This window comes from Cystobacter fuscus DSM 2262, from assembly GCF_000335475.2.
GTDB classification, from domain to species: domain Bacteria; phylum Myxococcota; class Myxococcia; order Myxococcales; family Myxococcaceae; genus Cystobacter; species Cystobacter fuscus.
Genome location: NZ_ANAH02000028.1, coordinates 1 through 12,724, shown reverse-complemented (window position 1 = coordinate 12,724; position 12,724 = coordinate 1). Strand labels below are relative to the sequence as shown.

The window sequence follows — 12,724 nt, the reverse complement described above, 5'->3', positions numbered from 1 at the left end:
GGTGACTCAGGAGCCGAGCTCCGCGGACTTGCGCTCCTCGGGCGTCTCCTTGCGCACGAAGGCATCCACCAGCAGCAGCCCCACGCCCACCACGATGGCCGAGTCAGCCACGTTGAACGAGGGCCACGCGGCCTTGTCGTACCAATGGGCCTCGAGGAAATCGATGACGAAGGCCCGGGCGATCCGGTCGATGTAGTTGCCCAACGCGCCGCCGAGCACCAGCGGCAGGCCCCACAGCGCCCAGCGCTCCTTCGGATCCTTCCCACTGAGCTTGCTGAAGTACCAGGTGATGAACACCACGGCCCCCAGGCTCACCACGTGGAAGAGCGGTCCCCGGATGTGGGGCGGCAGGGAGCGGAACAAGCCCCAGGCGGCGCCTGGATTCTCCGCGTAGCGCAGGCGGAAGAACGAGGGGAGGATCTCGATGTGCCGCTTGGACCGGTAGTGCAGTCCGTCATAGCCCTGCGGGGGCGGATCTCCATACATCGCCGACAACCGCTCGCCCAGCGTGGGCCGGTCATCGAAGCGCGTGGTGAGCTCGCGCACGACGAGGTACTTCGTCCACTGATCCAGAACGATGACGCCGAGCGCCACCGACAACAGGAGAAGGTATTTACGGGGCACGGCAGCCGGCTTACACCACCTGGCCCCCCGGCGTCACGGATTCCACGGGCTGGCGCGTCTGGAAGGAGTCGAGCAGCAGCAGCCCCACCCCCACGCAGATGGCCGCGTCGGCCACGTTGAAGGTGGGCCAGCGCATCCCCGGCTGGTTGCGCCAGTGCCAGTCGATGAAGTCGATGACGTAGCCGCGCAGGAGCCGATCCACGAAGTTGCCCAGCGCGCCGCCGGTGACGAGCGCCAGCGCCCAGCGCGACCGGGCCTGATCCGGCGTCAGCTTCAGGTACATGTAGAGGATGAAGCCGAGCGCGATGAGGCTCACCCCGTGGAAGAAGGGCCGGCGCACCCCGTCGGGCAGGTTGGCGAACATCCCCCAGGCCGCCCCGGGGTTCTCCACGTAGCGGAAGTGCCAGTAGTCCTCGATGAAGCGGTAGGGCCGGGTCGAGCGGCGGAACGCTCCCTCCACGGGCGGATCGTTGTCCAGGTTCTGCTCGGACACGAAGCCTTCCAACCGAGCCAGGCCCGTGCGCCCGTCGAGCGCCTCCGTCAGATGGGCCACGGCCAGGTACTTGGTCACCTGGTCGGCGGCGAGGGTGGCGAGGCCCACGAGGATGAGGACACGAAAGCGTTTCACCATGAGGCCCCTACCTCTACCCCGGCCGCCTGGATCCTGACAATCCGCGCCCCCCTGGAGCCGGACGACGTCGGGCTCGCTCGCTGGCTTCCCTGAAGTGGGGCATGGTGGGGGCAATGGCGACTGTTGAACCTCCCGTGACTCCGAATCCAGACGCGACGCCCACTCCCCCGGCCTCCTTGAAGTCCAAGCCGAAGCTCATGGAGCGACTCCAGGAGTTCATCACCCGCTATGGCATGCTGGCCATCGTGGTGCACTGGGGCCTCTTCAGCCTCTTCCTCGTGGGCTTCATGCTGCTCATCCACGCGGGCTTCAAGGTGGAGAGCGCCGCGGGCGCCGCGAGCACCTTCATGGGCGCCTACTTCGCCTGCCAGGCCATCAAGATTCCCCGCTTCGCCCTTACCTTCGCCGTCACCCCGCTCATCGACCGGCTCATCCAGCGGATACGCCAGAAGAAGCAACCACCGCCCCCCGCGCCGTGAGCCCTCTCTGGCTGCGCTTCCACGGCCCCCTCAACGACTTCCTCGCCCCGGAGCGCCGGGGCGTCGAGTTCGCCCATCCCCTGCCCGCGCCGTGCTCGGTGAAGGATCTCATCGAGTCGCTCGGGCCGCCCCACCCCGAGGTGGACGTGGTGCTCGTGGAGGGCGAGGCGGTGAACTTCTCCCACCGGGTCCAGCACGGCCAGCGCATCGCCGTCCACCCCCCCGGCAGCCCTCCCGACCAGACGCCCTCCCTCCGCGTGGGACCGCCCGCCTTGAGCGAGCCCCGCTTCCTGCTCGACGTGGGCCTGGGCCGGCTCGCGTCCCTGCTGCGCATGCTCGGCTTCGACACCGTGTGGCGCAACGACTTCGCGGATGACGTCCTGGCCCGGCGCTCGCGGGACGAGCAGCGCATCCTCCTCACGCGGGACCTGGGCGTGCTCAAGCGCTCCGAGGTGGTGCACGGCTACTTCCCCCGCGAGACGGACCCCTCGCGGCAACTGCCCGAGGTGGCGCGGCGCTACGGCCTCGTCCCGCGCATGCGCCCCTTCACCCGCTGCCTCGCCTGCAACACGCCGCTCGTCGGCGCGTCCCCCGAGGAGGTGCGCGGACGTGTGCCCGAGCGGGTGCTCGCGACGTTCTCGAGCTTCCAGCACTGCCCCGGCTGCCAGCGCGTCTTCTGGGCGGGCTCCCACCACGAGCGCATGCGGGCGCTGATCGACTCACTGCGCGGGGTGTAGTAGTCCCTCTCCGCCCCCCCTCTCGGCCCCCGGCGGCTCGCCGGCAGGTGCCGCGCCCAAGGAGCAGGTCCTCATGAAGAAGTATCGCTGCATCCCCTGCGGTCACATCTACGATCCCGCGGTAGGCGACCCGGACACCGGCATTCCTCCTGGCACGGCCTTCGAGAATCTGCCGGCGGACTGGTACTGCCCGGATTGCGGCGCGACGAAGGATGATTTCGAGCCGTACGACGGCTGAGACGCAAGGGAGACCCATGCTTCAGAAAACACCGACGCCCGACCACGGGCCCGACTTCGTGCTCGACCTGGAGGACCCGGCCTTCGTCCGCGATCCCTATCCCACGTACGCGTGGCTCCGGGAGAAGGCCCCCGCCTACCGGTGGAAGGCCCGCGGCGATGCCATCGTCTTCAGCCGCCACAAGGACGTGCGGGCCCTCGTGCTCGACCGCCGCTTCAGCAACGACTACCGGATGTGGGAGTTCGCCCGGAAGGAGGAGTGGCCCGCCGAGCACGCCGAGTACAAGTCCATCATGGACAACGGGCTCTTCGGCCTGGCCGACGCCGACCACCTGCGGGTGCGCAAGCTCGTCAGCCCCGCCTTCACGCCGCGCGCCGCCGAGCGCATGCGCGATGAAATCCAGAAGGCGGTCGACGACATCATCGCCGAGCACGTGAAGGGCGAGCGGGTCGATCTCACGACCATCACCGAGCCGCTGCCCATGCGCGTCGTCAGCGACATGCTCAAGATTCCCGAGAACCTGCGCGGCGAGTTCCGTGCCTTCGGCCAGGCCTCCATCCGTAGCTCCGTCCTCTTCAACAAGGCCGAGGAACTCTTCGAACTCATCGCCCCGATGCCCCGGTGGATCCGCATGCTGCGCGAGGTCATCGCCGAGCGCCGCGAGCACCTGCTCGAGAACGATCTGCTCAGCACCCTCATCACCGCGAGCGACGAGGGCCAGAAGCTGACCGAGGACGAGATGATCTCCCTCGTCCACGCGCTCATCGTCGCCGGCTCGGACACCACGGTGCACGCGGCCAACTGGGCGCTCTACAGCCTCCTGCGGCATCCGGACCAGTTCTCCCTGCTGCGCGATGATCCCTCGCTCATCCGCAACACCATCGAGGAGACCCTGCGCTACGACCTGTTCGGCAAGGGCGGATTGCCCAAGTTCGCCCGGGAGGAGATGGAGTTCGCGGGAACGAAGCTGCGCAAGGGCCAGATGGTGATGCCCTTCATCCCCGCCGCGCTCCACGACCCCGAGGTGTTCCCCGAGCCGGAGCGCTTCGACATCCGCCGCGACGTCAGCCAGACCATCGCCTTCAGCGCGGGCCAGCACTTCTGCCTCGGCGCCGCCCTGGCCCGGCAGGAGCTGGATCTCGTCGTGGGCACCCTGGTGCGGCGCTTCCCCCACATGCGCCTGAGCCAGGAGCCGCAGTTGCAGCCGCACCCCATCATGCGCGCCCTGACGCGGCTCGAGGTCACCCTGAGCTGACGCGGCTCAAGCTCCTGGAGTCCCCTCCAGGAGCCAGTCGCGCACGGCGAGGAAGCGCGCGGTGGGCGCCGCGGCCCGGCGCCACGCGACCCAGAGCGTCCCCCGGGGACGCCGGCCCGAGCGCCGGCCAGACTCCGGCGCGAGCACCACCACGCGCCCCGCGCGGATCGCCGGCGCCACCAGGTAGTCCGGCAGCACCGCGATGCCGCTGCCCGCCTCGGCGAGCGCCAGCATCTCATCCAGGTTGGCGATGCGGCACACCACGTGCGTGGGCAGCGGCTCGCGTGCACCGAAGGCCGCCCGCCACCACGGGCCGAGCATCGCCAGGTCCGCGTCGAACGCGATGAAGCGCTGGGCGGCGAACTCCCGGGCCGTGCGGGGCGTGCCCCACCGCCGCACATGGTCGGGCGAGGCCACGGCCACGAACTCCTCCTGACCCACCCGCCGCACCTCCAGCCCCGGCGCCTCGGGCAACACGCCCACGAGGGCCACGTCCAGTTCGCCCGCGAGCAGCCGGCGCACGAGCAGGCTCGGCACGTCGAAGCGCACGTTCAAGCGCAGCTCCGGATGGCGCTCCAACAGCCCTGGCAGGCGCGGACGCAACCAGAACCGGAAGAAGGGCCAGGGCCCGCCCAGGGACACCTCGCCCCGTACGGCGCGGTGGGCCTCGGAGGCTTCCTCGAGCGCCGCGTCCAGCGCGGGCAGGTGCTCCCCGAGCCGCGCGACGAGCGCCGCCCCCGCGGCCGTGAGCCGGGCACGCCGCCCCACCCGCTCGAACAGCGCCACGCCCACGCGCGCCTCCAGCGCCTTGAGCTGCTGTCCCACGGCGGATGGGGTGATGCCCAGGCGCGCGGCCGCCGCGGCATGGGTCCCCGCGCGGCTCACCTCCCAGAGCGTCCACAGCGCCTCGTGATTGCCAAGCATGGCTTCACATTATGCGAAGAGCCCCTCGATTTTCTTCAGCCCGGGGCGGCGGTACTTGTTCGTTCCGTTGGCCCCCGAACCCGGTGGGCCCGATGAAGGAGCACGCACCATGAAGGCCCTGACCGCCGTGAAGATCCTGTTGATCGTCACCAGCCACACGCAGCTGGGAAACACGAAGGAGCCCACCGGCTTCTGGCTCGAGGAGCTGACGGCGCCCTACGCCGAGTTCACCCAGGCGGGCGCGCAGGTGGACATCGCCTCGCCCCTGGGCGGCAAGGCCGTGGCGGATCCCAAGAGCGAGAAGGAGCCCAACGAGGCCACCCGCGCCTTCCTCGCGGACGCCGGCGCGAAGAAGAAGCTGGCGAACACGCTCGTGCTGGAGAAGGTGAAGGACACCTATGACGCCTACTTCGTGGTGGGCGGCCACGGCGTGATGTGGGACCTGGCGACGCACACGCCGCTGCACTCGCTGCTCACGACGGCGTATGCCCGGGGCGCGGTGGTCTCGGCCGTCTGCCACGGGCCGGCGGCGCTCGTGGGCGTGAAGGCCCCGGATGGCAAGCCCATCGTGGCGGGCAAGCGCGTGGCGGCCTTCACCAACGAGGAGGAGAAGGCGGGGAAGCTCGACACGGTGATGCCCTTCCTCCTGGAGACCCGGCTGCGCGAGCAGGGCGCCCGCCACGAGTCCGGCCCCCTGTGGGGCAGCTTCACGGTGCGTGACGGCAACCTCATCACCGGCCAGAACCCGGCCTCGTCCGTGGCCACCGCGCGCGAGGTCATCACCGCGCTGCGTGAGAAGAACGAGAAGAAGTAGCCCCCGCTTCTTCCAGGGGGAGCGGCATTCCCCCTGGCACTCGCCCCGTACCGTCGTAGCATCCGCCGCGCATGAGACGACTCCGCCCGCTGCTCCTCCTGATGCCTCTGCTGGCCGGCTGCGAATGGGTGGCCGACCCCCTGTCCTTCACCCGGGAAGAAGTCCCCCGCTTCAAGGCCCACGCGGACCACCCCGCGCCGGTGGACAACCCCACGTCACTCAAGGTGATGTCGTGGAACGTGAAGTACGGTGCCTGCCGCATCGACTTCTGGTTCGACTTCTGGGGCGACCGCGTCCAGATGTCCTCCACCGAGGTGACGGACTGCCTCACCCGGGTCGCGGCGCTCATCCGCGAGTACGACCCGGACATCCTCATGACGGAGGAGATCGAGGTCGACTCCAAGCGCAGCGCCTACATCGACCAGGTGCGCTTCCTGCTGGAGAACACGAACCTGCGCTACGCGGGCTACATGTCCACCTGGAAGGCCCGCTACGTGCCGTCCGAGGGCGTGGGCCGCATGGACCTGGGCAACGCCATCCTCTCGCGCTACCCCATCCTCAAGGCCGAGCGCATCCGCCAGGAGGACCGCACGGATCAGGATCCGCTCACGTCGACCTTCTACATCAAGCGCGCCATCGGCCGGGTGGAGCTGGACGTGGGCCAGGGGCGCAGGGTCGCCGCCTACGTGGTGCACACCGAGGCGTATGACCAGGACGGCACCAAGCAGAAGCAGATCCAGCAGATCCACGACGTCCTGAAGGCGGAGACGCTGCCGTGGGTCATCGGCGGAGACTTCAACGAGCTGCCGCCCGTGTGCGACGAGCGCGCGGCCGCGGGCACTCCCGAGTCCTGTGAGGGCAAGCTGCGGCTGAGTGGCTTCCTCGACGAGCGCGAGAGCAGCAGGGGCACCGATTTCGAGCAGCCGCCCTACACGCCCAGCGTCATGAAGCAGTACTACGACGACTTCGAGCCCTCCATTCCCCTCTCCCGCTACGGCGTGGGCGAAGACAACCAGCGGCGCTACTTCACGCACTCGGTGCTCGGCCCGGACAGCGTGAACGACCAGGGCGTGCCCGGGTACTGGAACCGCACGCTGGACTACCTCTTCATCCGCAAGGGCGAGCAGTGGACGGACACCGACGTCATCCAGGGGCCCAACAGCTCGTTTGGCATCCAGAGCGACGCCCTGCGGCTGTCGGATCATGCCCCCGTCGTCGGAACCTGGAGGCTGCCATGAAGGCGCTGTTTCTCTCCGTACTCCTGGCCGGCACGCTCGCCGCCGCCGATCCCCGTCCCGCGAGGAACACCGCGGACGTGGGCCCGCGGGGCTCCTGGAGCATGGGCGTGTTCAACCCGTTGCGCCTGGCGATCCTCGACGGGCTCGAACTCCAGACCCATCCCCTCGTCTTCCTCGTGGCCCCCAACCTGGACGCCCGCTTCGCCCTGGTGCGCTCGTCGGTGCGGCTCACGGTCGAGGCCGGGGTGTCGCTGCCCACCTTCGGCCTGCGGCTCACCAAGGGCTACCTCTTCCCGGCATGGGCCACGAGCGAGAACGACATCGGCTGGATGCTGATTCCGCGCGCGGGGCTGCTGCTGTCCGGAGACGTGGGCCGGCACGACGTGTGGACGCTCAAGGCGGATGGCGCCTGGCGCGCGCCGCTCGGACCCAACAGCGCCACCCAGCTCCACTCCTTCCTCGCCCCCATGGACATCCTGCTCGCCGCGCCGCTCACGGGCTCCTGCTACCGCGTGGGCGGAGCGTACGACCACGCCCTCTCCGAGCGGCTGCGCCTGCGCGGTGAGCTCAACATCTACGCCACCGGCCCCCAGGGCCGGCTCACCGTGTCGGGAACGGACGTGGGGCCCATCGCCGAGCTGTCTCCGCTCATCGTCACCGCCCACGTGGGACTCGACGTCGCCGTCTTCAAACACAGCCGTTTCACCGTGGGTGTGTTGTGGGCCAACGCGGACCAGGGCGCCACCCGCCTGGTGACGGGTCCGGACGGATACTCGGAGCGTGAGCGGGTGCGCGGCAACAACATCGTGCCGACGCTGGACTTCATCTGGGCGGGGCCCTGAGGCACCCCTGAGGCTCCATGGCGAAGCAGAGGGGGGACACGTTAAGCTCCACGCCCCTTGGCCGAGACACCTCCGTCCCCCCGCCCCCTCCCTGACGAAGGCGACCGCACCGTCATCCGCCCCCCATCCCCGGAAGAAGGGGGGGGCACGTTGTTCGCCGGACGCTACACGCTCCTGCGGACGCTGGGCCGGGGAGGCATGGGCACGGTGTACCAGGCACGCGACAGCCTGGTGGGCGACCTCGTGGCGCTCAAGGTGCTGCAACTCGGCGAACACGCGGGCCCGGAGGCGCTGGAGCGCTTCCGCCGCGAGGTCCGGCTCGCCCGCCGCATCACCCACCCCCACGTGGCGCGGATGCACGACCTGGGCACCCACGAGGGCCAGGCCTTCCTCACCATGGAGTACGTGCAGGGCGAGGACCTCCGCTCGCGGCTCGCCCGCGAGCGCACGCTGAGTGCACCCCACGGCGCGCGCATCGCCCTCGCCGTCTGCGAGGGACTCGCCGCGGCCCATGCCGCCGGCGTGGTGCACCGCGACCTCAAGCCCGCCAACGTCCTGCTGGAGTCCGAGGGACGCGTCGTGCTCACCGACTTCGGCATCGCCCGCGCGCTGGCCCGGGAGGCCGCCTCGAGCACCCAGGGCGCCATCGGCACGCCCATGTACATGGCGCCGGAGCAGGTGGCGGGAGAGCTGGTGGATGCCCGCGCGGACCTCTACGCCGTGGGACTGCTGCTCTACGAGATGCTCACGGGCCAGCTGCCCTTCGGCTCGGACGAGCCCTGGGCGGTCGCCATGGCCCGCCTGCGCCAGCCCGCGCCCGATCTCCGCCAGCACCCGGGCATCCCCGCGCCGCTCGCCGAGCTGGTGAACCGCTGCCTGGCGCGCGCCCCCGAGGATCGGCCCGAGAGCGCGAGTGAGACGGCGCGGCAGCTGCGCGACTGGCTCGCCAGCGAGGGACAGCTCGCCGAGCCGGGGTACACCCGCCCCGAGCCCACCGTGCAGCAGTGGCCCTCCACGTCCGGCCCGCCCACGCCTCGCGCCACGCCCCGCTCCGCTCACACCCCGGTCATGCGAGGCGTGGCCATCCTGCCCCTGCGCTACCAGGGCCCTCGCGAGTCCGAGTTCCTCGCGGAAGCGCTGACCGACTCCCTCATCGATCAGCTCTCGCGCGCGCGGGGCTTCCGGGTGCTCGGCAGCGGGGTGACGGCGCGCTTTCGCGACACGCGCGACCCGCGCACCGTGGGCAGCGAGCTGAAGGTGGAGCTGGTGGTGGATGGGACGATGCAGAGCACGGGCAAGGCGGTGCGTGTCGCCATCCGGCTGCTCGAGGCGCGCTCGGGGACGCAGTTGTGGAACGACCGGTTCGAGTTCCCCTCCACGGATGTGTTCGAGTTCCAGGACAAGCTGGCGCCCCGCATCTCCGAGCAGCTCCGGGTAGAGGGGGTGCTCTCCACCTGGAGCACGAGCCTGTCCCCCGAGGCGCTGGCGCTCTACCGCCAGGCGAACCAGCAGCTCTACAGCTCGTTCTGGAGCCTGAACGAGGGCCCCCTGGCGATGATCAACGCATGCCTGGAGCTGGCGCCGGACTTCCCGCCCGCCCTGGCGCTGCACGCCGTCGCCAGCGCGCGCACGTGGTTCATGGGGACGAGGAACTCCAGCGACAACCTGGGCCAGACGGCGCGTGACAGCATCGAGCGGGCGCTGCACCTGGCGCCCGACATGGTGGAGACCCATCTGGCGCGGGCGATGCTCGCGGCCCAGGAGAATGACTGGCGCCAGACGGTGCGCGGCGTGCGCAAGGCCCTGGACATCGCGCCCTACCATGCGCCGTCGATGCTGTACCTGGGCAACATGCAGTGCGAGTCGGGCCAGGCGGATGAGGGGCTCGTGCGATTGCGGCTCGCCCACGAGCTGTCCCCCTCCCTGACGATGTCGCTCTACGAGTTCGCCCGCTGCAGTGCGCTGCGCGGACGGATGGAGGACTACCACTGGGCGGTGGAACGGCTGGCGGCCTCGCCACCCCACCACTCCGCGACGGCGGCCTTGCGGCTGCGCGTCGCCGCGTGGAACCGGGACTTGGAGGAGCTGCGGCGCCACCGGGATTCCGTCACGGGTGGAGGACATCCCATCTCACACCTGGTGAGCCTCTATACCGCCGCGATGCTGGGCGAGCTGCCCGTCTCCGAGGTCGCGGCCCAGGTGGACGAGCGGCTGCTTCAAAACAACAGCCCGCGGTTCGTCGCCCTGCTGTGCCAGCTCACCACGGAGGTGCTGTGCCTGTGCGGCGAGCCGGACAAGGCCCTGGGCTACTTCCAGCGGGCCGCGGACACGGTGCTCATCGACCTGGAGTGGATCGAGCACTGCCCGGCACTCGAGCCGCTGCGCGCCGTGCCGGGCTTCATGGAAGGGCGCCGCAAGGTGCGCGCCCGAGTCGAGGCCATCTGGGCCGGGTGAGGGCCCAGACGTGAGGATTCAGTGAGGGCTCAGGCGGTGGCGCGGGCGACGGCCGAGCGCCGGGCGGAGCCGACGAGCGCCCAGGCACCGAAGAGCATCCCGGACCAGAAGAGATCGCCCAGGAGCGAGTTGCGCAGGAACGGCAGGGCGGCGACGTAGCAGCTCACGAGCCCCGAGAGGGAGTACTCGTACATGCCGGAGGACAGCCAGACGGCGAAGTTGGTGCCCACGAAGAAGAGCGCCGAGGAGCCCACGGCGCCGGCGCCCACGGTGGTCACCGCCAGGCGGCGCTTGAGCACGGCGCTCAGCAGCACGGGGGCCATGAGGCACAGGTAGACCACGCCCATGACCTTGTAATCATAGACACCCAGCACCGCGTCGCTGATGAGCATGCTCGCCAGGGGCACGCAGGCGGCGAACGAGACGTGCCGCATGAAGTAGCCGGAGAACAGGGCCGTCGCGGCGATGGGCGTGAAGTTGGGCTCATGGGGGAGCAGGCGACCGGCCACGCCGAGTGCCACCAACATCAAGAACATCCCCACCTCGGTCATCCATGCTTTCATGAGTTCCTCCAGACGTGCGAACCTGGAACTTTTATCCCCCGTCTCCCTACCGGTCAACTGAGCCTGGGTATGCGTCGTAGCGCCTGACCCCCGGAGTCGACACTCCCTGGCTTCCGAGTGGGAAGCAGAGGACGACGAGTGGAGTGGGGTTGACTGTGCGAAGGTCGAGGCGGGAGGGGCACCAGCAATGGCGCGGGAGGAACAAGCGGGGAGCGTACCGGGCGGGTTGCACCTGCTGCTGGCCAGGGCGGATGACCGGCAACCCCTGCTGCCCTCCGGCCTGCCCGAGGAGACGGCCCGAGAGGCACCCAAGCCCGAGAAACTCCCAGTCCGGGCCGAGGTGCCCTCGATGGAAGCGCCGGATGCGAATCCGAACGACCTGCCAGCCCAGCGCTGGGGCGTGGTGGCACCGGAGGGAGAGGAAGGAGAGGCGCTGCTGCGAGCCCTCGCGCCACTGATGGAGCACCGGGAGCGGCAACAGGGCGCGCCCGTGCGGGTGTACCGGGTGCCCGCGAACATGGACGCGAAACAGGCGGTGGCCTGGCGCCGGGAGGTGTACCAGCACGAGGCGGTCCCCCAGGAGGAGCGGCCGAGGTACCTGCTGCTCCTCGGGGACTTGCACCAGGTGTCCATGGAGTTGCAGCACGTGCTGGCCCACGGGGCCTTCGTCGGACGGCTGCACGTGGCCACCCCCTCGGGGGAGCCAGACCTCGCGGGCTACCGGGCCTACGCGGAGAAGGTGCTGGCCAGCGAGGGCCGGACCGAGCCGGACGAGGCCGCTGAGGTGCTGCTGTACTGCGCGGACGATGGCACTCGTGCCACGGCCCTGGGGCGCTGGCTGCTGGTGGAGCCCTGCGCACGGCAGGTGGAGGAGCGGTGGAAGCGGCGCCACCCCGCGCTGCGCCTGCGGGTATGGCGAGAGGAGCGCGTGGCCCGCGAGGAGTTGCTGCATGGGGGAGGCGCGGCGCGTTCGGGGGTGATGCTCACGGTGAGCCATGGCCTCGGCAAGCCACGCCAGGGGTGGAGTTCCCTGGAGCAGCAGCGCGCCCAGCAGGGGGCCCTGTCTCTGACGAGCGGAGAGGTGCTCACCGCGGAGGAACTGCGTGACACGCCCTTCCTCCCCGACGGCATGTGGTTCTGCCTGGCCTGCTTCGGAGCGGCCACGCCCCCGCGCAGCGCCTTCCATGCGTGGCTGACGCTCCTGGCTCGGGAGGGAGGCCAGAAGGACCGCTCCCGGGAGGTGCTGGAGAGCCTGCCCAGGGAAGGCGAGCGTCCCTTCCTCGCAGCCCTCCCCCAAGCGGCCCTGGCCAACCCACGAGGCCCGCTGGCCGTCATCGGCCACAGCGACCTGGCCTGGGCCTACAGCTTCACTGCCGCGGGTGCCTCCACCCGAAGCCGGGCCTCGCGAATTGCCGGAGCGCTGGAGGTGATGGTGAATGGCAGCCGGGCGGGCGTGGCGCTGGACGCGCTGATGCGTGCGTACCGCGAGGTGAACGACGGCCTGATGGCGGAGTACCAGGAACGGCAGGATGCCCGGCTCGAGGGCAGGCCGGACCCTGTCGATCCGGTCGAGCACGCGGCTCGCTGGATGGAGCGCAATGACTTGCGTGGCTACGTGCTGCTGGGAGATCCAGCGGCACGTCTGTGTTTACGGAGCGCTGGCCTCTGACAGTGGAACGCGGCCGTAGGAGCGCTCGCAGGCTTCGTAGTGCTCGCGGGCCTGGTTTTCCGTCTCGCCGACGTAGGTCATCCTGTCGCCGACAGAGAGGCAATCATTGTTGGCCTCGCGCAGCCGCTGGCGGACTCTGTCAATGGACAGAGTCCAGAGTCTGGCGGTCCCATCAAGGGAGGCCGTCACCACCCGCTGCCCGTCCGGGCTGAAGGTGGCGGACCTCACCCCTCCCTCATGGCCGCGCAGCACCACC

General features: G+C 70.0%; 14 protein-coding genes. 9 read left to right on the top strand and 5 right to left on the bottom strand.

All coding sequences use genetic code 11. The features are described from left to right. Nucleotides 1-6: 6 nt before the first annotated feature. Entirely contained in the window at nucleotides 7-624 is a 618-nt protein-coding gene (gene lspA / locus D187_RS34745; RefSeq protein ID WP_002624685.1) for a signal peptidase II, read from the bottom strand. 10 nt (nucleotides 625-634) lie between these two features. Next, entirely contained in the window at nucleotides 635-1,255 is a 621-nt protein-coding gene (lspA, locus tag D187_RS34740; RefSeq protein WP_002624684.1) for a signal peptidase II, read from the bottom strand. Nucleotides 1,256-1,389: 134 nt separating this feature from the next. Here lspA (D187_RS34740) and D187_RS34735 point away from each other — a divergent pair, with 134 nt between their 5' ends. The 4 genes from D187_RS34735 to D187_RS34720 all read left to right on the top strand — a co-directional run bounded on the left by D187_RS34735 (nucleotide 1,390) and on the right by D187_RS34720 (nucleotide 3,964). Further along, nucleotides 1,390-1,734, top strand: coding sequence for a hypothetical protein (locus tag D187_RS34735; RefSeq protein WP_002624683.1), 345 nt, complete (start codon nucleotides 1,390-1,392; stop codon nucleotides 1,732-1,734). Then, a complete protein-coding gene (locus D187_RS34730; RefSeq protein ID WP_002624682.1) occupies nucleotides 1,731-2,471 on the top strand; it encodes a Mut7-C RNAse domain-containing protein in 741 nt (246 codons plus the stop codon). The genes D187_RS34735 and D187_RS34730 overlap by 4 nt, the downstream gene beginning before the upstream one ends. A gap of 73 nt (nucleotides 2,472-2,544) precedes the next feature. Continuing rightward, entirely contained in the window at nucleotides 2,545-2,709 is a 165-nt protein-coding gene (gene rd, locus D187_RS34725) for a rubredoxin (protein ID WP_002624681.1), read from the top strand. Nucleotides 2,710-2,725: 16 nt separating this feature from the next. Next, nucleotides 2,726-3,964, top strand: coding sequence for a cytochrome P450 (locus D187_RS34720; protein ID WP_002624680.1), 1,239 nt, complete (start codon nucleotides 2,726-2,728; stop codon nucleotides 3,962-3,964). Nucleotides 3,965-3,970: 6 nt separating this feature from the next. Here the strand turns inward: D187_RS34720 and D187_RS34715 are convergent, their stop codons facing one another. Beyond that, nucleotides 3,971-4,888, bottom strand: coding sequence for a LysR family transcriptional regulator (locus D187_RS34715; protein ID WP_002624679.1), 918 nt, complete (start codon nucleotides 4,886-4,888; stop codon nucleotides 3,971-3,973). 109 nt (nucleotides 4,889-4,997) lie between these two features. Here D187_RS34715 and D187_RS34710 point away from each other — a divergent pair, with 109 nt between their 5' ends. The 4 genes from D187_RS34710 (at nucleotide 4,998) to D187_RS34695 (ending at nucleotide 10,236) form a co-directional block, all read left to right on the top strand. Beyond that, nucleotides 4,998-5,702 (top strand): type 1 glutamine amidotransferase domain-containing protein, encoded by a 705-nt coding sequence (locus D187_RS34710; RefSeq protein ID WP_002624677.1) that lies wholly within the window; start codon nucleotides 4,998-5,000, stop codon nucleotides 5,700-5,702. A 71-nt stretch (nucleotides 5,703-5,773) separates the two neighbouring features. Beyond that, the gene (locus D187_RS34705; RefSeq protein ID WP_081713977.1) at nucleotides 5,774-6,940 is read left to right on the top strand and encodes an endonuclease/exonuclease/phosphatase family protein; all 1,167 of its coding nucleotides are present in this window, start codon (nucleotides 5,774-5,776) and stop codon (nucleotides 6,938-6,940) included. Further along, complete coding sequence (locus D187_RS34700) at nucleotides 6,937-7,782, top strand: hypothetical protein (RefSeq protein WP_002624675.1); 846 nt, start codon at nucleotides 6,937-6,939, stop codon at nucleotides 7,780-7,782. Before D187_RS34705 ends, D187_RS34700 begins: the two co-directional genes overlap by 4 nt. A 150-nt stretch (nucleotides 7,783-7,932) precedes the next feature. Next, nucleotides 7,933-10,236: a serine/threonine-protein kinase gene (locus D187_RS34695; RefSeq protein ID WP_002624674.1), complete on the top strand. Its 2,304-nt coding sequence runs from the start codon at nucleotides 7,933-7,935 to the stop codon at nucleotides 10,234-10,236. 29 nt (nucleotides 10,237-10,265) lie between these two features. Here the strand turns inward: D187_RS34695 and D187_RS34690 are convergent, their stop codons facing one another. Beyond that, on the bottom strand, nucleotides 10,266-10,799 hold the full coding sequence (locus D187_RS34690; RefSeq protein ID WP_043432963.1) for a DUF6580 family putative transport protein: 534 nt from the start codon (nucleotides 10,797-10,799) through the stop codon (nucleotides 10,266-10,268). A 187-nt stretch (nucleotides 10,800-10,986) separates the two neighbouring features. On the opposite strand from D187_RS34690, the gene D187_RS34685 reads away from it, so the two are divergent. Continuing rightward, nucleotides 10,987-12,468, top strand: coding sequence for a hypothetical protein (locus D187_RS34685; RefSeq protein ID WP_002624671.1), 1,482 nt, complete (start codon nucleotides 10,987-10,989; stop codon nucleotides 12,466-12,468). Here the strand turns inward: D187_RS34685 and D187_RS34680 are convergent. Next, nucleotides 12,448-12,724 (bottom strand): hypothetical protein (locus D187_RS34680; RefSeq protein ID WP_043432958.1); only part of this gene is annotated, 277 nt, incomplete at its 5' end. The genes D187_RS34685 and D187_RS34680 overlap by 21 nt on opposite strands.

Bases quoted from the DNA above. Each gene is read 5' to 3' on its own strand.
- rd (WP_002624681.1), top strand. From the start codon at position 2,545: ATGAAGAAGTATCGCTGCATCCCCTGCGGTCACATCTACGATCCCGCG.
- D187_RS34715 (WP_002624679.1), bottom strand. From the start codon at position 4,888: ATGCTTGGCAATCACGAGGCGCTGTGGACGCTCTGGGAGGTGAGCCGC.
- D187_RS34720 (WP_002624680.1), top strand. From the start codon at position 2,726: ATGCTTCAGAAAACACCGACGCCCGACCACGGGCCCGACTTCGTGCTC.
- D187_RS34705 (WP_081713977.1), top strand. From the start codon at position 5,774: ATGAGACGACTCCGCCCGCTGCTCCTCCTGATGCCTCTGCTGGCCGGC.
- D187_RS34685 (WP_002624671.1), top strand. From the start codon at position 10,987: ATGGCGCGGGAGGAACAAGCGGGGAGCGTACCGGGCGGGTTGCACCTG.
- lspA (WP_002624684.1), bottom strand. From the start codon at position 1,255: ATGGTGAAACGCTTTCGTGTCCTCATCCTCGTGGGCCTCGCCACCCTC.
- D187_RS34700 (WP_002624675.1), top strand. From the start codon at position 6,937: ATGAAGGCGCTGTTTCTCTCCGTACTCCTGGCCGGCACGCTCGCCGCC.
- D187_RS34710 (WP_002624677.1), top strand. From the start codon at position 4,998: ATGAAGGCCCTGACCGCCGTGAAGATCCTGTTGATCGTCACCAGCCAC.
- D187_RS34690 (WP_043432963.1), bottom strand. From the start codon at position 10,799: ATGAAAGCATGGATGACCGAGGTGGGGATGTTCTTGATGTTGGTGGCA.